Consider the following 18,729-nt stretch of genomic DNA (forward strand, 5'->3'; position numbering starts at 1 on the left):
CTAACCGACCCGGTTCAGCAGCCCCGTGTCGACGTCGTACAGGAATCCGCCGACGGAGACCGAGTTGGCGATCAACGGATGCGACCGCACCTTCGCCACATCCTCCCTGACGCATGACTCCTGATCATCGATCACGCCGATCGACATCCAGGAGGCGTCGGTGCCACTCGCTTCGGTGATCTTCCCGCGTACCTCGGGCTCCGACGCTGTCGTCATCGCGCAGCGGGTGTGCTCGACGATGAGCACCCGCGACACGTTCAACAGGTTCACGCCGAGGACGAGCGCTACCAGCGCCTGGTCGGTCACTCGGCCGCCGGGGTTACGCAGGATCTTGGCGTCGCCCGGCTTCAGCCCGATCATCCCGAGCGGATCGATGCGCGAGTCCATACACGTGACCATCGCTACTCCGGCCCGGGCAACACCGTCGAATCCGGACAATGCGAACGTGTCCGCGAACGCACGGTTGGCCTCGAGCAGATCGTCGAAGGCCCTGGTCTCGGTAGAGTCAGCGTCAGCCACGAGGCCACGCTATCGCGCTTGTTCGCGTACTCCCGACTCGATCCGGTCGCCGGTCGGCTTGTCGATGTTGCGCCAGTACTCGAATGCCCGCTCGAGGACCGGCTCGCTCACGCCGTCCAGCAGGTGACCGACCACGTTGCTGACCAGGCGGTCACGCGCCGCGTCGTCCAGAACCTCCCGCACCAGGGTGCCGGCCTGGCCCCAGTCGTCGTCCTCGGCGTGCAGAGCGGCCGCCGCGCGAACCATCGCTCCGTCGGTGTGCCACCCGGCCGGCTCGCCGAACCGTTCGGTGTCGGCATGCGGGCCGCCCTTCGAGTTCGGCGCGTACACCGGGTCGCCGGGGTTCTTGAAGCGCATTGCGCCGTCCTTGGCATACGAACGTCGTTCGGCATGACGCGGCGCATTGGGCGGGAGCTCGGCATAGTTGACGCCCATCCGGTAGCGATGCGCGTCGGCGTACGAGAACAACCGGCCGAGCAGCATCTTGTCGGGGCTCGGGCCGATGCCCGGCACCAGGTTGTTCGGCTCGAACGCGGCCTGCTCCATCTCGACGTGGTAGTCGTCGACGTTGCGGTTGAGGGTCATCTTGCCGACCTCGATCAGCGGGTAGTCCTTGTGCGAGATCGTCTTGGTGAGATCGAACGGGTTGAACCGGTACGTCTTGGCGTCCTCGAACGGCATGATCTGCATGTACAGAGTCCAACTCGGAAACTCACCGCGTTCGATTGCCGAATGCAGGTCGCGTTGGTGGTAGTCGCCGTCCTTGCCCGCGAGCTCGTCGGCGTCCGCCTGGGTGAGGAACTCGATGCCCTGGTCGGTCTTGAAGTGGTATCGAACCCAGAACTTCTCACCGGCGGCGTTGACCCACATGTAGGTGTGGCTCGAGTAGCCGTTCATGTGCCGCCATGTACGTGGGATCCCGCGGTCGCCCATCAGCCAGGTGACCTGGTGTGCGGATTCGGGAGACAGAGTCCAGAAGTCCCATTGCATGTCGTTGTCGCGCAGGTTCGTGTCTGCGCGGCGCTTCTGGGATCGGATGAACTGCTGGAACTTCAGCGGGTCACGTACGAAGAAGACCGGCGTGTTGTTTCCGACCATGTCGTAGTTGCCTTGCTCGGTATAGAACTTGAGCGCGAAACCACGAGGGTCACGCCACGTGTCTGGGCTACCGCGCTCGCCCGCGACAGTGGAGAACCGAGCCAGCATCTCGGTCGACCTACCGGGCTGGAACACGTCGGCCTTGGTGTACGCGCTGACGTCGTGGGTCACCTCGAAGACGCCGTACGCTCCGCCGCCCTTGGCATGTGGCTGCCGCTCTGGCACGCGCTCGCGGTTGAACTGCGCCATCTGCTCGATCAGATACGCGTCCTGCAGGAGAATCGGACCATCGGGCCCGACCGTCAGTGAATGCTCGTCGCTCTCGACCGGTATCCCGGCGTTCGTCGTGGTGAAGTTGTTGTCCGCCATATCCCCTGCTCCGTTCGATCACGGCCCCGTCAACCCACGGCAACACCAAAACCGGACCCAGTCAAGGGTCAGAAGACGCCCCAGAGGATCCATGCGACGGCGAATGCCGAAACGCCGAGCGTCGTCTCCATGACCGTCCACGTCTTGAGCGTCATCGCCTCGGACATGGCGAAGAACCGGCTCACCAACCAGAAGCCGGAGTCGTTGACGTGCGACAGGACCGTCGCACCGGCCGCGATCGCCACGACCAGCAGCGTCAGCTTGAAGTCGCTCAACCCGGCCGCCGCGACCGGCCCCGCGATCAGACCGGCAGTGGTCGTGAGTGCAACGGTCGCGGAGCCCTGCGCCACGCGCAGCAGGGTTGCGATGATGAATGCCTGCAGGATGAGCGAGATGCCCAGATCGGACAGCGAGTCGCTCAGCGCGGCACCGATGCCGCTGAGCTCGAGTACACCGCCGAACATGCCGCCGGCGCCGGTGATCAGAATGATCGCGCAAACGGGGCCCAACGCGTCGTCGACGATCTTGGTGACGGTCGCCATCGATGCGTTCGGTCTGCCGAGTACGAAGATCGCTACCAGCGTCGTGATCAGCAAGGCGACCGGCGTGACGCCGAGCAGCATGAGGAACTCCACCCAGCCAAGTCCCTCGTCGAGGGTTCCGGCTTGGACAAGCGTGTCGAGGATCGTGTTGCACGAGATCAGCACGAGCGGAACCAACAGGATCCCGAGCACCACGCCGAACGCCGGCGGGCTCCGCCGCATCCGCTGCACGGCATCGCCCTCAGCGGCCTGCTGCGCTTGGTCGACCTCCCCGAAGATGACATCGGGCAGGGAGACATTGAACCGAGCACCGAGTACGCGGGAGACAAGGTACGAGCCGATGTACCACGAGACGATCGCGATCGGTACGCCGACAAGCAACGTCACGCCGATGCTCGCATCGAGTGCCGTGGCCGCTGCAACAGGGCCCGGATGCGGCGGCACGATGGCATGCATCGCTGCGAACGCGCCGGCTGCGGGCAGTGCGTAGAACAGCAGCGACCCACCGAACCGACGCGCAACCGTGAGGATGATCGGGAGGAACACGACCAGACCCGCGTCGAAGAAGATCGGGAAACCGAATATCAACGCTGCGACGCCGAGTGCGAACGGGGCACGCTGCTCACCGAATCGCGAGATCAGCGTGTCGGCGAGCACCTGCGCACCGCCGGTCACCTCGAGCAATCGGCCGAGCATCACCCCGAACGCCACGAGCAGCGCAACGGAACCGATCGTGTCCGCGAATCCGTACATCAACGCGTCCGGAATATCGCCGAAGTCGAAGCCGACCGCAATTGCCGTCAGGGTGCTCACGAGCACGAGCGACACGAACGCATGGAGCTTGACGGCGATGATCAGGATCAGAAGGACGGCGACGGCAGCTGCGGCGATCAGCAACAGGGTGACCGTCCCGTACTGCGGCTCGATTGCTTCCACTGAGCCCTCCGCGGCCGATGCGGGTCCCGAGCCGAACGCCGCCCACCATGCCGCACGCCGGCGTGAGCCGCAACCGCGCGATCAGCTCTCTGAAGGGTTGGCCTTGGGCCGGCGTACGCGAGGCACACGGTCGAGCACGATCGGCTCATCATCACGGGCGCGACAGCCGTGCGGCAAATGCGTGTGCCCCGCCATGGTGGTGCTCAGGTGGCGGGGTGTCAGGCGGCGGCGTGTTTTCGCTTCTCTGGAACGGTTGTGTCTGTTCTGCCGGGGAGTTTTGTGGTGGTGCCGGCTGTGACGAGGTACGAACGGCCTGCCGGTGACAGCCACAACCAGATTCCGGGTGCCGGTGACGACGCGGTCCAGGCGGTGAATGTCTTGGCCCGGTGATGGAACCGACAAAGTCGGTGTCCATTTCGTGAGTCGGTCGGACCACCGTCGGTGTAGTTGCGGATGTGGTCGTAGTCGCCGAGCTTCGCCGGACGGGTGCAGTACGGGAATGTGCAGGTGAGGCCGTTCATCAGCGCGGTCTGCTCGCGTAGCCGCAGGGGTGCGACATATCCGGTGGTCGAGATCGTCGTCTCCAGATCGATGACCGGCTTCACCACGATCCGCGACGATTTGCCGAGGATCTGTTCGGCCTCGGTACGGGTGATGGCGCCGACGTCGTCGAGTGACCAGGTGCCCCAGCACCTGTCGTAATGAAGGTAGAGCACGGTCTCGCGCAGCCCACGCCTTCTGCTGCCGCGCCGCTTCGACGGCTTCGGATCGTCGGTCTCCGCGCCGGTGGCGTCGTCGGTTTTGTCTGCGACGAGGGTGTAGAGGTCGTCGAGGCTGTCGGGTTCGTGGACCATGCCCATCGCAACGGAGCGGAGGATGTGGTCCGGTCGGGTGTCGCCGAGGAACCGCATCGACTCCACCAACTGATCAAGGCGCTGATCCAGCCGCTGCCCGTCGTCGACGGTGAGGGTGCCCGAGATGTGGGCGACGCCGTCTTCGAACCAGATCGTCACACCCCGCCGCCTGCGCGCCTCCCGCCGTTTCTTTTCGGCACCGTCGGGGTCGTCGACGAACCGGATCTGATCGAGCACCAGCTGCAGCCGCGGCATGGTGATCCGTGCGATCAACGGTGTTCCGTCGACATTCGCAGCGCTCAGGCGGCGGTCGGCATCGCCGGCTTGGGCGATGGTGAACTCCCGCGTCGCACGCGCGACTTTACGGATCCGCCACGCATCCACACTGCCTTCGTGCAAACAGGCGTACAGGCGTGGGAGCCGGTACGCCAAATCAAGTCCGTCCGCGATCAGAGCCCGGGCTCCGTTCGCGGAGAGGCCGAGGACGGGGCCGACTTCGGCGACCGCATACTCCGACACACCGGGTGTGCCGGATCCGCCGTAGCGGGTCCATTCATTCACCCCACCCGCCTGCGCGAGCGGCTCGACGGCGATTTGCCGCAGATAAGAAAGGACCGCGTCGAACTGTGCGGCCTCGGTGCGGGCGAGCTGAGCACGCGCGGCCGCAGCGATGTCGAGACCGTCAGTGGTCTCGACATCGTCGATCAGGTTCGCCGTCCTCATACCCCGCATCATGCCACTCGCCACTGACAGTCGAGGGGCTCAGAAGGCCTTATCCACAAGGGAAAACGAAGATTCTTGAAGAATCTTTTCGGACGGTCACGCCGAAACAGGCTGGTCGCCCCGTGAACCGGTGGGTCGGGTCGGCTGACAAGCAACCCGAACCCACCGGAAACGGATCCTCGTCGCCGCCAAAGCGGTCTGCACCGAAGCGCACGAGAAACGATGAAGGTGGCAACCCGCGGGTCGGCCAGCCCGATCAGTCGTCGTAGTGCCAGTCGCGCGCCTGGACCGCGGAGTCCGGCTGATCGGCGAACACCCCGTCGACACCAAGGTCGAAGAAGGCCTCGTACATGCCGAAGACATCGCCCTTGGCGTTCGGGTCGTCGCCGTCTCGGAAGTCTGCGGGCAAGAACTGGTTCTCGTCGCGGAAGGTCCACACGAACACCTCGAGGTTGTTGCGATGTGCGCGCTTGACCACGCGGGTCGGCTTCTCGAGGTAGCCGTCGGCGTCCCGTGGGATCACGACGTCGGTGTGCGCGCCGATGGAGGTCGCGTACCGCGAGATCCAGCGCAGGCCCTTGCCGGTCACCAGATCTTCGTACGTACGCGGATCTCCCGCTTCCACGAAGTCGTACGGGGCGCCAGACCCGTTGATCAACTGTGCAAGGTGTACGCGCGTGCGCCGGGCGAGGTAGCGCAGGTTCGACGTCTCGAAGGACTGCACGACGACCGGGGCGTTCGGGCGGTTCAATCCGTTCGCACGCAGTGTCTCGATCAGCGGCTTCTCGAGACGCAGGCCGATGTCGCGGAAGTAGCTCGGATGCTTGGTCTCCGGGGCGACTCCGATCGTCACGCCACGTTTGCGGCTCTCGGCGGCGGCGAGATCGAGCACCTCTTGCAGAGTCGGTATCTCGAACCGACCGTCGTAGCGGGTATTGGCCGGGCGGACGTCGGGTAGACGCTCCTTGGCACGCAGCGTCTTGAGCTCCTCGAGGGTGAAGTCTTCGGTGAACCAACCGGTCACGTCCTGACCGTCGATCACCTTCGTGGTCTTGCGATCCGCGAACTCCGGATGGTCGGCGACGTCGGTCGTGCCACTGATCTCGTTCTCGTGCCGGGCGACCAGGACGCCGTCCTTGGTGCTGACGACATCGGGCTCGATGTAGTCGGCGCCCATCTGGATCGCGAGCTTGTACGCCGCGAGGGTGTGCTCCGGTCGGTATCCCGACGCCCCGCGGTGCGCGATGATCGTCGGCTCTCCGGACTCGATGAATCGGTTCGAGGCATTGGCGAGGGACGGCTCTGCAGCGCCGTCGGCCACTGACGCGGGCGCGGCGACGAGCGATGCTGACACGGCGAGTCCTCCAACGACGGCGGCCAGTCGGTACGTACGAAGGTGCGGTTTCGTCATTGGCCCAGCCTCACGCCGAGAGTGAACGGCGTGGCACAGCGCACGTGAACAAGTGCCGAACACCCGGATTCTCCTGTGGTTCGCGTACGCTCGATACAGATCGCCGACGAACAGGAGACCCCATGATCGGCTTCATCGTGTTCGGACTCGTGGTGGGCGTCGTCGCCCGCATCATCAAGCCCGGCAAGCAGAACCTCTCGTTCCTCGCGACGCTCGGTCTCGGACTGGTCGGCTCCGTCATCGGCGGCACGATCGCCTCCCTGATCGGTTCCGGCGACATCTTCGAGCTGAACATCATCGGCAGCGTCGTCGCCGTCATCGCCGCGGTCGCATTGGTCGGCACGGCCGAGCAGCTCACCGGTCGGAGCAGCAGCACCAGCTGACCGATCACGACCCCTGTCGATCGCCGCAATCGGTGCTAGGTTGCGGTACTACACAGCCTCGGGGGCTGCGCCACCAGAAGTGTGCACCTACCGAGGGAGGACCGATGCGACGACGACCTGGTCGCATTCTGACGGCCGCGATTGCCGGCGCCCTGGCTATGACCAGCCTGAGCGTATCCACCGGACCCGCCGGAGCCGTCGACGACGTCAACACCAAGAAGCTTCGCAACGCCGTCACTGTCGGCGGCATCCTGCAACACGAGCGCGTACTCCAGCGCATCGCCAACAACAACGACGGCACCCGCGCGTCCGGCACACCGGGCTACAAGGCCTCGGCAAAGTACGTGAAGAAGACGCTCCGCAAGGCCGGCTACAAGGTCTCGCAGCAGGCGTTCCGGTTCCCGTTCTTCCAGGAGCTCGCGCCGGCCACCCTGGCCCAGACCTCTCCGACACCGACGGACTACGAGACCGGCACGTTCTCCTACTCCGGTTCCGGCGATGTCACCGGCACGGTCGTACCCATCGACGTCACGATCCCGCCACCGGCCGAGCCCGGATCGACCTCAGGCTGTGAAGCGAGCGACTTCCCGGCACCGCCCTCCGATCCCGCGATCGCGTTGATCCAGCGCGGTTCCTGTGACTTCGGGGTGAAGGCCGCCAACGCCGAGGACGCGGGCTACGACGCGGCGATCATCTTCAACGAGGGTCAAGAGGGTCGCACCGAGCTGACCATCGGCACCCTCGGTCAGATCGTCGGCATCCCGGTAGTCGGCCTCTCGTACGAGGACGGCGAGGCGATCTATCAGCAGACCGAGGCCGGCGACGTCGAGCTCAACGTCACGACCTCGACCTTGAACAAGCCGAACGCCAAGACCTGGAACATCGTCGCTGATACACGCAAGGGCAACAAGAACAAGACTGTCGTCGTCGGCGCTCACCTCGACTCGGTCACCGAAGGCCCCGGTATCAACGACAACGGCAGCGGCACCGCCGCGCTGCTGGAGATCGCCGAGCAGATCGCGAAGCTCAAGCAGGATCCGCGCCAGCGAGTCCGCTTCGCCTTCTGGGGCGCTGAGGAGGGCGGGCTGCTCGGCTCCGAGCATTACGTCGCGAGCCTTCCGGACCGCCAGCTCAGCAAGATCGTCGCGAACCTGAACTTCGACATGGTCGGATCACCGAACTACGTCCGGTTCGTCTACGACGGCGACGGCTCCGACACCGACACCGCTGGTCCGCCGGGATCCGCGCAGATCGAGGGCATCTTCAACAACTACTTCGCCGGTCAGGGCATGGCCTCGGAACCCACAGCCTTCGACGGACGCTCCGACTACGGTCCGTTCATCGACGTGGGCATCCCGGCGGGTGGCCTGTTCAGCGGTGCCGAGGGAGTCAAGACCCCCGAGGAGGCCGAGACGTACGGAGGTACGGCAGGCGAGCCGTACGACCCGTGCTACCACCAGGCCTGCGACACGATGACCAACCTCAACACCGCCGCGCTCAACGAGCTCGGCGATGCGGCCGCACATGCGACCTGGACGCTCGCTCGTACCAAGAGCGGCTTCTTCGAGGACGGGAGTCTCCGCCACGGCAAGTACCGGGCACCCAAGACCGCGTACGACGGGAACCTCCTCCGCCACTGACACGCGGGTCACATCCGGCCGAGGCGCGGGTTCTGTACGCCAGAACCCGCGTCTCGGTGCGGTGCCGCGAGCCGGCCATCGACCTGTTTCGCTGACGGTGAACAAGGGAACAGCAGGCGACTCATCGAGGTTGAGCCAGATACGCTCAATTACGCGATGGAGGATCCCATGGCCGACTCGTCAAGCCTGCCCGTCCTGTTCTCGACCGACCTCGTCGTCCTGCCCGGCATGGTCGTGCCGATCGAGCTGGACGAAGCCTCGCGCGCGGCGGTCGACGCCGCACGCGCCAGCAGCGATGACACCCTGATCGTCGCGCCTCGCCTCGACGACCGCTACGCGACGTTCGGCGTCGTCGGCAAGCTCGTGCAGGTCGGCCGGCTCAGCTCCGGAGAGCCCGCGGCGGTCGTTCGCGCCGAAAGCCGCGTCCATATCGGCGGCGGCGTTTCCGGGCCGGGCGCCGCCCTCTGGGTCGAGTACGAACCGCTCGACCAGCCGGAGCCGAGCGAGCACGCCCGCGAGCTCGCCGCCGAGTACAAGGCACTTGTCGTCTCCACCTTGCAGCGCCGTGACGCATGGCAGGTCATCGACGCCATCAACCAACTGTCCGATCCGGGCGCGATCGCCGACACCGCCGGGTACGCCGCGTACCTCTCCGACGAGCAGAAGCGCGAGCTCCTGGAGACGCCCGACATCGAGGAGCGGCTGACCTCGCTGACCGCGTGGATCAAAGACCACATCGCCGAGGTCGACGTCGCAGACAAGATCGCCGACGACGTACGCGAGGGCGTCGACAAGACCCAGCGCGAGTTCCTGCTCCGTCAGCAGCTCGCGGCGATTCGCAAGGAGCTCGGCGAGGACGAGCCCGACGGCGCCGACGACTACCGCACGCGGGTCGAGTCCGCGGACCTGCCCGACGACGTACGAGCGGCCGCCGAACGCGAGGTCGACCGACTCGAGCGCTCCAGCGACCAGAGCCCGGAAACCGGTTGGATCCGTACCTGGCTCGACACCGTTCTCGAGCTTCCGTGGACCACCAAGACGACCGACTCGACCGACGTCGACGCTGCCCGGGCCGTGCTCGACGCCGATCACCACGGCCTCGAGGACGTCAAGGACCGCATCGTCGAGTACCTCGCCGTGCGCGCCCGCCGGGCCGAGCGCGGGCTCGAGGTCGTCGGCGGGCGCGGGTCGGGCGCCGTGCTCGTACTCGCCGGCCCTCCCGGCGTCGGCAAGACGTCGCTCGGCGAGAGCGTCGCCCGTACGCTCGGTCGCGAGTTCGTCCGCGTCGCGCTCGGCGGTGTGCACGACGAGGCCGAGATCCGCGGCCACCGGCGTACGTACGTCGGCGCACTCCCCGGGCGCATCGTGCGCGCGATCAAGGAGGCCGGCTCGATGAACCCGGTCGTACTGCTCGACGAGATCGACAAGGTCGGCTCCGACTTCCGCGGCGACCCTGCGTCTGCGCTGCTCGAGGTGCTCGATCCGGCACAGAACCACACGTTCCGTGACCACTACCTCGATCTCGATCTCGACCTGTCCGATGTGCTGTTCCTGGCCACCGCGAACGTCGTCGAGCAGATCCCGGCCGCGCTGCTCGACCGGATGGAGCTCGTCACGATCGACGGTTACACCGAGGACGACAAGGTCGCCATCGCGCGCGACTTCCTGCTCCCCCGGCAGCTGGAGCGGGCGGCGCTCACCGCTGACGAGGTCACGCTGACCGACGACGCACTGCACAAGATCGCGGCCGACTACACCCGAGAGCCCGGCGTACGCCAGCTCGAACGCCTGCTGGCGAAGGCGCTTCGCAAGGCGACGACCCGACTCGCCGGCGTCGCTGAGCCGGAGCCGATCACGATCGACGAACCGGCCCTGAAGGACTTCATCGGCCGGCCGCGTTTCACTCCCGACTCGAGCGAACGTACGTCGGTTCCGGGGGTGGCGACCGGCCTCGCGGTCACCGGGCTCGGCGGCGATGTGCTGTTCATCGAGGCCAACGCGACCGACGGCGATGCGGGTCTGAAGCTGACCGGCCAGCTCGGCGACGTGATGAAGGAGTCGGCGCAGATCGCGTTGTCGTACGCACGCTCACATGCGAGTGAGCTCGGCATCGACAAGACGCGACTCGACGAGGCCGTGCACGTGCATATTCCGGCGGGTGCAATCCCGAAGGACGGCCCGTCCGCCGGCGTCACGATGGTCACGGCGCTCTCCTCGCTGGCATCGGGTCGGCCCGTACGCTCCGATGTCGGCATGACCGGCGAAGTCACCCTGAACGGTCGCGTGCTTCCGATCGGCGGGTTGAAGCAGAAGCTGCTCGCGGCACAGCGCGCCGGCCTGACCACGGTGTTCATCCCCGAACGCAACGAGCCCGACCTCGACGAGGTACCCGACGAGATCCTCGAGGCGATCGACGTACGCCCGATGAGCGATGTCGCCGAGCTCGTACGCGAGGCACTCGAGCCGGCGGCCGAGGCCTCCGTCGTGGCCGCATAGCCCGGCCGTTCACACGCGAACCGGTGCGCACGGCATCTTGCTACTCTGACGCCGTGCGCACCGCTCTTGCGACTGATGACGGTGCCCTCGAGGGCCTACGCGAACTCCTCAGCACGGATCCCGGGACCTGAATCGGGGAATCCCCTGACGTGGGCGTGCCCTCCGACCGACTATTGTCTGCGGGACCTTTGCCACTGACTTGGGGGACCATTCACATGCTCACGATCGCGAGTCGCGTGCGCGCATGGGTCGGGCGGCGGATGCTGGCGCGAGCGATGAAGGACGGGTTCGACCTGTCGAAGCTCTCGCATCTACCTGACCACCTGTACATGCCGCTGCGACGTAACGGCGTCGACCCGGTGCCGGAACTCGGCGCTCTGCGCGAGCGGGAACCGATCAGCAAGCTGCCGCTGCCGTTCGATCTGAACGCCTGGCTCGTCACCGGTCATGCCGAGGCTCGTGAGGTGCTCACCAAATCTGCGGGTTACAGCACCGACATCCGTCACCTCCTCGGCCAGGCCGCCAAGGACGAGACGGGCGGGCTCGGCTTCACCGACCCGCCGGATCACACCCGACTGCGCAAAATCCTCACGCCCGAGTTCACGATGCGGCGCATCTCCAGGCTGCGGCCGACGATCCAAGGCATCATCGATGACCGGCTCGACCTGCTCGAGAAGGCCGGCCCCGGCGCCGACCTCGCGACGATCTTCGCGTTTCCGATCCCGTTCCTGGTGATCTGTGAGCTGCTCGGCGTCGGCGAAGAAGGCCGCGACGAATTCCAGCAACTCGGCACGGCCCGCTTCGATGTGAGCCAGGGCGGGCCCGGGGCGTTCGGCGCGATCGCCGGATCCCGCTCCTTCATCCGCAATGCGGTCCAACAGCAACGCGCCGAACCCGGCGACGGCCTGCTCGGGATGATCATTCGCGAGCACGGCGACGCGATCGACGACGAGGAGCTCACCGGGCTCGCCGACGGCGTGTTCACCGGCGGGTACGAGACCACGGCGGCGATGCTCGCACTCGGCACGATGGTGCTGCTCCAGGACCGTCGCCATTACGACGCGATGCGCGATGCGACCGACGACGAGGTGCACCGCGCCGTCGAAGAGCTGCTGCGCTACCTCGCGGTCGTACAGGTCGCGTTCCCGCGCTTCGCCAAGGAAGACATGGAGGTCTGCGGTCAGGCGATCGCAGCCGGCGACGTCGTGCTCGTCTCGCTGAGCGGCGCCAACCGCGACGGCTCCCTCGGCAACGACATGGAGGGCTTCGACCCGACCCGCGAGGCGACGCCGCACCTCACCTTCGGACACGGCATCCACCGGTGCATCGGCGCCGAGCTGGCCCGGATGGAGCTACGCGCGGCGTACCCGTCGCTGTCTCGACGATTCCCCGACCTGCGGCTCGCGGTGCCGACCTCCGAACTGGATTTCCGTAAGCACTCGCTGGTCTACGGCATCGAGTCCCTACCCGTGACGTGGGACTTGTCGGCCGGGCGTCAGGGCTGACGTCCCAGGAACGCGAGCAGGCGATCCTGATCGTCGGCATCCGGCTCGGCGTCGATCGCCGGTCCGTACACGTTCGGGCCACGCATCGTGTCTTGTAGCGCACTCGCCCGCGACCAGACCCACTCCACGTCGTTCGGGTCGATGTGTTCGTCGAGGCCGGCGGCCCGTGCGAGATCCCAACCGTGCACGACGAGGTCCATCGACAAGAACCCGTCGACAGATTCCTCGAACGTGGTCGGACCGAAGTAGCCTTCGTAGGCGGTCTCTGCGGTCTCGGGTTCGTCGAGGTGTTGCTGCACCTGGCCGGTCGCTGCGAGGAACGCGCCGTGTGGGTCGTCCTCGACCGACGGGCCGGGCTCGAGGTTGCGTCCGACGAGCTGTTCGAACATGCCTTGAGTCTCGATGACGTGGCGTACGACGTCGCGGGCGGTCCACTCCTCGCACGGTGACTGGTTCTGCCACCGCTCCTCGGGAACGGCAGCCACCTTGGCTGCGAAGGTCTTCCGGAGACGGCTGTAGCGCTGCGCGATCGATTCCATGGGACGACGCTAACCTGCGATGGTGACGCACCGCTTGAACAATCGCGTCATCCGGCTCCGAGCGCGTACCCGACCGCAGCGGCGAGCACGCACCCGATCGGCTGCCCTACTAGAGTTGCCGCGCTTGCCAGTACCCGGCGCTCGCGCAGCAACGTGGCGGTTTCGACCATCGCCGTGCTGAAGGTCGTGTATCCGCCGCAGAATCCGACGCCGATCGCAGCCCCGGTCGAAACGTGCACCCCGCCGGACGCGTACGCGACGACAACGCCGAGCAGTGCAGAACCGGTGAGGTTGATCAGTAACGTCGCAACGGGGAACCGAACCGGCCACCAGCGGCGCACGCCGGTGTCGACCAGGAACCGCGCCAGTGCGCCTGCGCCTCCGCAGAGGCCGACGATCACCGCCGTCATCGAGTCGTCCGAGGCGTGTGCGTCGGACGAACCGCGACTGCGATCCCGCCCAGGCAGGCGGCCAGCCCCAGGACCAGGCTCGCCGCGCAGTAGCCGATGGCCGTGCCGTACGCGCCGTCTGCAAGCAGCCGCTCAGTCTCGACGGCGAACGAACTGTACGTCGTGAAGCTACCGAGGAAGCCCGTACCGACGAGCAGTCGTACATCGCGCAGCCGCGGTCTACCTGGCCCGACCGCCGCGAGTCGCTCGATGAGCACACCGAGCGCGAACGCTCCGACCACATTGACGATCAGGGTTGCGAGTGGCCACCCGCGGACCGTTGGCAGGCTTTCACCGATGCCGTAGCGGCACAGGGTCCCGACAACTCCCCCGGCCACGACCAGCAGCGATGAGTACGCAAGTCTGCGACCACGACTCTGCGACTGGACGGAACCGTACGACGACGGCGCGCTCATCGGGTCTCCCGGCACGGCACGACGAGCACGGGACATTCGGGCATGGGCGCACTCCTCTCGCAGAGCAGGAGCCATCAGCCGGTCACGGCGGTTCGAGCGGGCGCTCTGGCGGAGATCCATCGCCGCAGCGATCTTATCGCCATACGCGGTACAAAGGACGCAGGCATACTGCGGGAGGACTCGACATGGACGCACAGGTGGCAGTGATCGGCACCGGCAGCATCGGATCGATGACGCTGTGGCAGCTCGCCAGGGCCGGTGTCAGCGCAATCGGGTTCGAACAGTTCGGCATCGCCCACGACCGGGCGGCGGCAGGCGGCGAGTCGCGGATCTTTCGCACGGCATATCTCGAGGGCCCCGAGTACGTACCACTGCTTCGCCGCTCGTACGAGCTCTGGCGCGAGCTGGAGGCGGAGTCGGGCCGCGATCTGCTCACGCTCAACGGTGGGTTGATGATCGGCGACCACGACAGCGACGCGATGCGCAACGTACAGGCATCGATCGATGAGTTCGACATCCGCCACGAGGTGCTCGACCACAAGGCGATGGCGCAACGGTTCCCACAACATCGCGTCGGACCCGACGAGATCGCATTGCTCGATCTCGAGGCCGGTGTGCTGCGGCCGGAGTTCGCCGTCGCGGCCGCCGCGTACCGCGCTCGCTCGCTTGGCGCCGACGTGCACCCACGTGAGCGGGTGACGGCAGTCGAGCCGATGACGGGATCCGTGCGCGTCACGACCGAACGCGGCGAGTACCTGGTCGAGCAGGCGATCGTGACCACTGGGCCGTGGACAGCCCGTTTCGCACCAAGCCTGCGCGAGCAGATCCGGCCGCGCCGGCTCATCATGACCTGGTACGAAGCGCAGGACGTCGACCTGTGGCGCCCGGAACGCTGTCCGATCTTCATCCGCGACAACGCGGACGCGCACGTCTTCGGCATTCCGACGCTCGATGGCGGCTCGGTCAAGGTCGCACCGCATCTCGATGACGTCGACTTCCTCGACGATGCCGACGACCTCGACCGCAACGTCACGTTGAGCGCGCTCGACGGCATCAACTCGGCGGTTGCGAAGTATCTGCCCGGGTTGATCCCTGAGCCCGTACGAGTCGCGGCGTACATGGATGCCTACACCTCGGATCGACACGGTGTGGTCGGAAGGGCTCCGGGTACGGACAACGTATGGCTGCTCGGGGCGTTCTCCGGGCACGGGTTCAAGCTCGCGACAGCGTTCGGTCAGATCGCGTCCGATCTGGCGCGCGAGGGCACTACCGACCTTCCGATCGGGCACCTGGACCCTGCCCGGTTCGCCTGACCGAGGCGGACGTCAGCGCCCGGGCTTGGCCTCGCGCCCCTTGCGCGCGACCTTCGCGACGATCGACTGCGGCGCGTTCCGGGCAAGAACCGACAGCACCTTGTACCGCTTCGACGGCGTCGAGGTCGCCTTGCCTGCGTCGGCGTCTGCGAGTGCTTCCCGGACGAGGCGTTCTTTCGAGAGCCACATCCAGCCCGGGATGTTGTCAGTACGCGCGTCCATTCGCTGATGGAACTCGGTCCGGGTGAACCCCGCAACCACCGCCGTCGTGGTGACACCGCGATGCGCGTACTCGATGTTGGCCCAGCGGCTGAAGCTGATCAGCCATGCCTTGTGCGCGCCGTACGTACCCCTCGGTGTGTGGCCGGCGACGCTGGCGATGTTGATGATCCGGCCGCGGCGACGGTCGAGCATCGGCCCGATCGCCGCGTGCGAGAGCCGCATCGGGGCACCGACCAGAATGTCGAGGTTGCCCTGCTCGACCTCGACGGTGCTGTCGGCGAACTTCGTCATCAGCCCGTAGCCCGCGTTGTTGACCAGGATGTCGACCGGTCGATCGGCGTCGGCGAGCCGAGCGGCCACTCGGTCGACGTCGACTCGTACGGTCAGATCGGCCTGGACGTACTCGGCGTCCACCCCGTGCGCGTCCTCGAGCCGACGGCACGCCTCTTCGAGCCGGTCGACGTTACGTGCAACCAGGACGACATTGCAGCCGCGGGCCGCGAGCTGGTCGGCGAACTCGGCACCGATGCCGGAGGTTGCGCCGGTGATCAGGGCGGTGTCGGGCATTCGATCTCCTCGTCATAGGTCGCGGTCAGCCTACGCAGGTGTTGTATCGCGCCTGCGCGCTCGTACGACCCACGGCCAGGTCAGCAGGGCCCATGCGCCGAGGATGATCGCGATCTCGAAAACCAGGTAGAGCGGCCACGGCCCGAGGAGATCGAGGATCGACGGGTCGTCCGGCTTGCGGTTCAGGAAGCCGTAGTTCGAGCCGATCGCCAGGTTGATCACGAACACCGCGATCGCCCAGACAAGCGTGACGAGTACGCAGATGCGGTACTCGCGCCAGGTCGGCCCGAGTCCGAGACCGAACGTCAGGTACGCGGCCGCCCATACGATCACGATGTGCATCGCCCAGAACATCACGAACCCCGGCTCGGGGAAGGTGGAGCCGAGGTCGGGGGTGACGATCGCCTGCACGGTCAGGGTGAGGCCCCAGAAGTACGTCACGCCGATCGCCCAGGGGCGCAGCGCCCACAACGCGACGGTCGCGGCGATCCAGGCGAAGTCGCACAACTGCAAGGGCAATGACTTCTCTACATCGAGCTCTCCGGGCAGCTGCTGGTAGATCTGCACAGGCACCGTGACCACCGGCACAACGACGGCGAGCACTCGGCTGAAGGTGGGTACGCCGGATGAGCCGCGCTCCCTCCGACCGACCACGGTCACAACGACAGCACCGAGCACACAGAGGGCGAGCATCGAGAGATGGTCGGCGCCGAAGGTCGTGAACTCCTCAGCGCCGAGCACGGTGCGGTCGTCCACGGCAACCCTCCGCAGGTGTCGCGGCAGGACCCGTACGCGAACACGTCGGGTAGTCCTGCACCATTACAGTCACCCCATTGTCCCTCGGAGGTTCCAGTGGATGCAGATGTCATCGTCGTCGGAGCGGGACTCGCCGGTCTCGTCGCAGCGGCCGAGTTGACCGAACGCGGCAAATCGGTTCTGCTCGTCGAGCAAGAGCCCGAGCAGAACCTCGGCGGCCAGGCGTTCTGGTCGTTCGGCGGTATCTTTCTCGTCGGCTCCCCCGAGCAGCGGCGGATGGGAGTACGCGACAGCCATGCGCTCGCCCTCCAGGACTGGATGGGCACTGCAGCATTCGACCGTGCCGAAGACGAGTGGCCGAGGCGCTGGGCAGAGGCGTACGTCGACTTCGCCGCCGGCGAGAAGCGGGCGTGGCTCCGCGAGCGCGGCGTACGGTTCTTCCCGATCGTCGGCTGGGCCGAGCGCGGCGGCTACGACGCAACCGGACACGGCAACTCGGTGCCCAGGTTCCACATCACCTGGGGAACCGGCCCGGGCATCGTCGCCCCGTTCGAGCAGCGCGTGCGCGCAGCGGCGGAGTCGGGACGACTGCGGTTCTGCTTCCGGCATCGGGTCGATGAGCTCGTCATGTCCAACGGCTCCGTCACAGGTGTACGCGGGGCAGTGCTCGAGCCGAGCGATTCACCGCGCGGCGCTCCGACCACAAGGACCGAGACGGGCGAGTTCGAGCTGTCCGCGCAGGCGGTGGTCGTCTCGTCCGGCGGCATCGGCGGCAACCACGACCTCGTGCGGGAGGCCTGGCCGACCACGCTCGGCACGCCGCCCGAACACATGCTGGCGGGCGTACCCGCGTACGTCGACGGGCGGATGATCGGCATCACCGAGAGCGCGGGCGGGCACGTCATCAACCGCGACCGGATGTGGCACTACGTCGAGGGCATTCGCAACTACGCGCCCGTCTGGGAGAACCACGGGATTCGCATCCTGCCCGGCCCGTCGTCGCTGTGGCTCGACGCAACCGGCCGACGTCTTCCGGTGCCGCTGTTCCCGGGCTTCGACACCCTCGGCACCCTCGAGCATCTGCGTACGACCGGCTACGACTACAGCTGGTTCGTACTCAGCCAGAAGGTGATCGAGAAGGAGTTCGCGCTGTCCGGATCGGAGCAGAACCCCGATCTGACCGGCAAGAGCATCCGCGAGGTTCTACGACAGCGACTGAGTGCCGGCGCTCCCGAACCGGTCGAGGCGTTCAAGCAGCAGGGCGCGGACTTCGTCGTCGCCGACACCATCGGCGAGCTGGTCGCCGGGATGAACGCCGTAGCCGGCAGCGACCTCCTCGACGCTGCCGACGTGGAGCGTCAGGTCGTCGCCCGCGACCGCGAGATCGACAACGCGTTCACGAAGGATCTGCAGGTCACCGCGATCCGCGGGGCACGCAACTATCGAGCGGACAAACTGTTCCGCGTCGCGCCACCGCATCGACTGCTCGACCCGTCGGCCGGGCCGCTGATCGCAGTCCAGCTCCACGTCATCACGAGGAAGAGCCTCGGTGGGCTCAACACCGACCTCTCCGGGCGCGTACTCGATGCGACAGGTGAACCGGTCCCCGGCCTGTACGCGGCCGGCGAAGCGAGCGGCTTCGGCGGCGGAGGCGTACACGGCTACCGCTCCCTCGAGGGCACTTTCCTCGGCGGATGCATCTTCTCCGGCCGCTCCGCCGGACGCGGCGCTGCCGACGCCGTGGGCTGAGGCGGTGGCCTCCGTACGCGCGAGGTTCGGCTCGCCGTCGGGTCGCCTTTCCGTCGGCGCGACTACCCGATTCCGCCACCCTATCGGCCTTCTCGGCTACCTGGGTTAGGCAAAAGACGCGGCGACGCGCGGACCCGCCACTTCGGCTCACATTGTTTGGCGGCTTTCCGCGCCACCTTAATATGGGATCGGGGTAACGTTCGGTTTCGGCGTCACTCCAGTACCGGTAGTCGCTGGCGTAC

General features: G+C 66.7%; 16 protein-coding genes and 1 riboswitch. Of the genes, 6 read left to right on the top strand and 10 right to left on the bottom strand.

Features of this window, described 5'->3' with window-relative positions; all coding sequences use genetic code 11:
• The 5 genes from MU582_17475 to MU582_17495 all read right to left on the bottom strand — a co-directional run bounded on the left by MU582_17475 (position 1) and on the right by MU582_17495 (position 6,452).
• Positions 1-519 (bottom strand): carbonic anhydrase, encoded by a 519-nt coding sequence (locus tag MU582_17475; GenBank protein UPK74210.1) that lies wholly within the window; start codon positions 517-519, stop codon positions 1-3.
• A 9-nt stretch (positions 520-528) separates the two neighbouring features.
• The gene (locus MU582_17480) at positions 529-1,986 is read right to left on the bottom strand and encodes a catalase (protein UPK74211.1); all 1,458 of its coding nucleotides are present in this window, start codon (positions 1,984-1,986) and stop codon (positions 529-531) included.
• 68 nt (positions 1,987-2,054) lie between these two features.
• Positions 2,055-3,464 carry a GntP family permease gene (locus MU582_17485; GenBank protein ID UPK74212.1) on the bottom strand — a complete coding sequence of 470 codons (1,410 nt, stop codon included), beginning with the start codon at positions 3,462-3,464 and terminating at the stop codon, positions 2,055-2,057.
• Between the two features lie 218 nt (positions 3,465-3,682).
• Positions 3,683-5,041 carry an HNH endonuclease gene (locus MU582_17490; protein ID UPK74213.1) on the bottom strand — a complete coding sequence of 453 codons (1,359 nt, stop codon included), beginning with the start codon at positions 5,039-5,041 and terminating at the stop codon, positions 3,683-3,685.
• 256 nt (positions 5,042-5,297) lie between these two features.
• The gene (locus MU582_17495; protein UPK74214.1) at positions 5,298-6,452 is read right to left on the bottom strand and encodes a glycerophosphodiester phosphodiesterase; all 1,155 of its coding nucleotides are present in this window, start codon (positions 6,450-6,452) and stop codon (positions 5,298-5,300) included.
• A 122-nt stretch (positions 6,453-6,574) separates the two neighbouring features.
• Here MU582_17495 and MU582_17500 point away from each other — a divergent pair, with 122 nt between their 5' ends.
• From MU582_17500 to MU582_17515, 4 genes are all read left to right on the top strand, one after another.
• Positions 6,575-6,835, top strand: coding sequence for a hypothetical protein (locus tag MU582_17500; protein ID UPK74215.1), 261 nt, complete (start codon positions 6,575-6,577; stop codon positions 6,833-6,835).
• A 104-nt stretch (positions 6,836-6,939) separates the two neighbouring features.
• Positions 6,940-8,475, top strand: a complete 1,536-nt coding sequence (locus tag MU582_17505) for a M28 family metallopeptidase (protein ID UPK74216.1) — start codon at positions 6,940-6,942, stop codon at positions 8,473-8,475.
• A gap of 168 nt (positions 8,476-8,643) precedes the next feature.
• Entirely contained in the window at positions 8,644-10,971 is a 2,328-nt protein-coding gene (gene lon, locus MU582_17510; protein UPK74217.1) for an endopeptidase La, read from the top strand.
• Positions 10,972-11,186: 215 nt separating this feature from the next.
• Positions 11,187-12,476: a cytochrome P450 gene (locus tag MU582_17515; protein UPK74218.1), complete on the top strand. Its 1,290-nt coding sequence runs from the start codon at positions 11,187-11,189 to the stop codon at positions 12,474-12,476.
• Here MU582_17515 and MU582_17520 read toward each other — a convergent pair.
• Genes MU582_17520 through MU582_17530 form a run of 3 tightly spaced genes read right to left on the bottom strand, consistent with a single transcriptional unit; the run spans position 12,467 to position 13,880 of the window.
• Complete coding sequence (locus MU582_17520; GenBank protein UPK74219.1) at positions 12,467-13,015, bottom strand: TIGR03086 family metal-binding protein; 549 nt, start codon at positions 13,013-13,015, stop codon at positions 12,467-12,469. The genes MU582_17515 and MU582_17520 overlap by 10 nt on opposite strands.
• A gap of 47 nt (positions 13,016-13,062) precedes the next feature.
• On the bottom strand, positions 13,063-13,425 hold the full coding sequence (locus MU582_17525) for a CrcB family protein (GenBank protein UPK74220.1): 363 nt from the start codon (positions 13,423-13,425) through the stop codon (positions 13,063-13,065).
• Positions 13,422-13,880 (bottom strand): CrcB family protein, encoded by a 459-nt coding sequence (locus MU582_17530; GenBank protein UPK74221.1) that lies wholly within the window; start codon positions 13,878-13,880, stop codon positions 13,422-13,424. Before MU582_17530 ends, MU582_17525 begins: the two co-directional genes overlap by 4 nt.
• A 58-nt stretch (positions 13,881-13,938) precedes the next feature.
• Positions 13,939-14,013, bottom strand: a riboswitch (Fluoride riboswitch).
• 52 nt (positions 14,014-14,065) lie between these two features.
• Here MU582_17530 and solA point away from each other — a divergent pair.
• Positions 14,066-15,193, top strand: a complete 1,128-nt coding sequence (gene solA / locus MU582_17535; GenBank protein UPK74222.1) for an N-methyl-L-tryptophan oxidase — start codon at positions 14,066-14,068, stop codon at positions 15,191-15,193.
• Between the two features lie 12 nt (positions 15,194-15,205).
• On the opposite strand, the gene MU582_17540 is transcribed toward solA, so the two are convergent.
• Complete coding sequence (locus MU582_17540) at positions 15,206-15,982, bottom strand: SDR family oxidoreductase (protein ID UPK74223.1); 777 nt, start codon at positions 15,980-15,982, stop codon at positions 15,206-15,208.
• 30 nt (positions 15,983-16,012) lie between these two features.
• The gene (locus tag MU582_17545; protein UPK74224.1) at positions 16,013-16,738 is read right to left on the bottom strand and encodes a TIGR02206 family membrane protein; all 726 of its coding nucleotides are present in this window, start codon (positions 16,736-16,738) and stop codon (positions 16,013-16,015) included.
• 96 nt (positions 16,739-16,834) lie between these two features.
• Here MU582_17545 and MU582_17550 point away from each other — a divergent pair, with 96 nt between their 5' ends.
• Complete coding sequence (locus MU582_17550; GenBank protein ID UPK74225.1) at positions 16,835-18,487, top strand: FAD-binding dehydrogenase; 1,653 nt, start codon at positions 16,835-16,837, stop codon at positions 18,485-18,487.
• The last annotated feature ends 242 nt before the right edge of the window (positions 18,488-18,729 follow it).

It is taken from the genome of Nocardioidaceae bacterium SCSIO 66511 (genome assembly GCA_023100825.1).
GTDB lineage: Bacteria > Actinomycetota > Actinomycetes > Propionibacteriales > Nocardioidaceae > Solicola.

Excerpts from the sequence above, each read along its gene's own strand:
- MU582_17480 (UPK74211.1), bottom strand. The coding sequence starts at position 1,986 with ATGGCGGACAACAACTTCACCACGACGAACGCCGGGATACCGGTCGAG.
- MU582_17490 (UPK74213.1), bottom strand. The coding sequence starts at position 5,041 with ATGAGGACGGCGAACCTGATCGACGATGTCGAGACCACTGACGGTCTC.
- MU582_17495 (UPK74214.1), bottom strand. The coding sequence starts at position 6,452 with ATGACGAAACCGCACCTTCGTACGTACCGACTGGCCGCCGTCGTTGGA.
- MU582_17500 (UPK74215.1), top strand. The coding sequence starts at position 6,575 with ATGATCGGCTTCATCGTGTTCGGACTCGTGGTGGGCGTCGTCGCCCGC.
- MU582_17505 (UPK74216.1), top strand. The coding sequence starts at position 6,940 with ATGCGACGACGACCTGGTCGCATTCTGACGGCCGCGATTGCCGGCGCC.
- lon (UPK74217.1), top strand. The coding sequence starts at position 8,644 with ATGGCCGACTCGTCAAGCCTGCCCGTCCTGTTCTCGACCGACCTCGTC.
- MU582_17515 (UPK74218.1), top strand. The coding sequence starts at position 11,187 with ATGCTCACGATCGCGAGTCGCGTGCGCGCATGGGTCGGGCGGCGGATG.
- MU582_17520 (UPK74219.1), bottom strand. The coding sequence starts at position 13,015 with ATGGAATCGATCGCGCAGCGCTACAGCCGTCTCCGGAAGACCTTCGCA.
- MU582_17525 (UPK74220.1), bottom strand. The coding sequence starts at position 13,425 with ATGACGGCGGTGATCGTCGGCCTCTGCGGAGGCGCAGGCGCACTGGCG.
- MU582_17530 (UPK74221.1), bottom strand. The coding sequence starts at position 13,880 with ATGAGCGCGCCGTCGTCGTACGGTTCCGTCCAGTCGCAGAGTCGTGGT.
- solA (UPK74222.1), top strand. The coding sequence starts at position 14,066 with ATGGACGCACAGGTGGCAGTGATCGGCACCGGCAGCATCGGATCGATG.
- MU582_17540 (UPK74223.1), bottom strand. The coding sequence starts at position 15,982 with ATGCCCGACACCGCCCTGATCACCGGCGCAACCTCCGGCATCGGTGCC.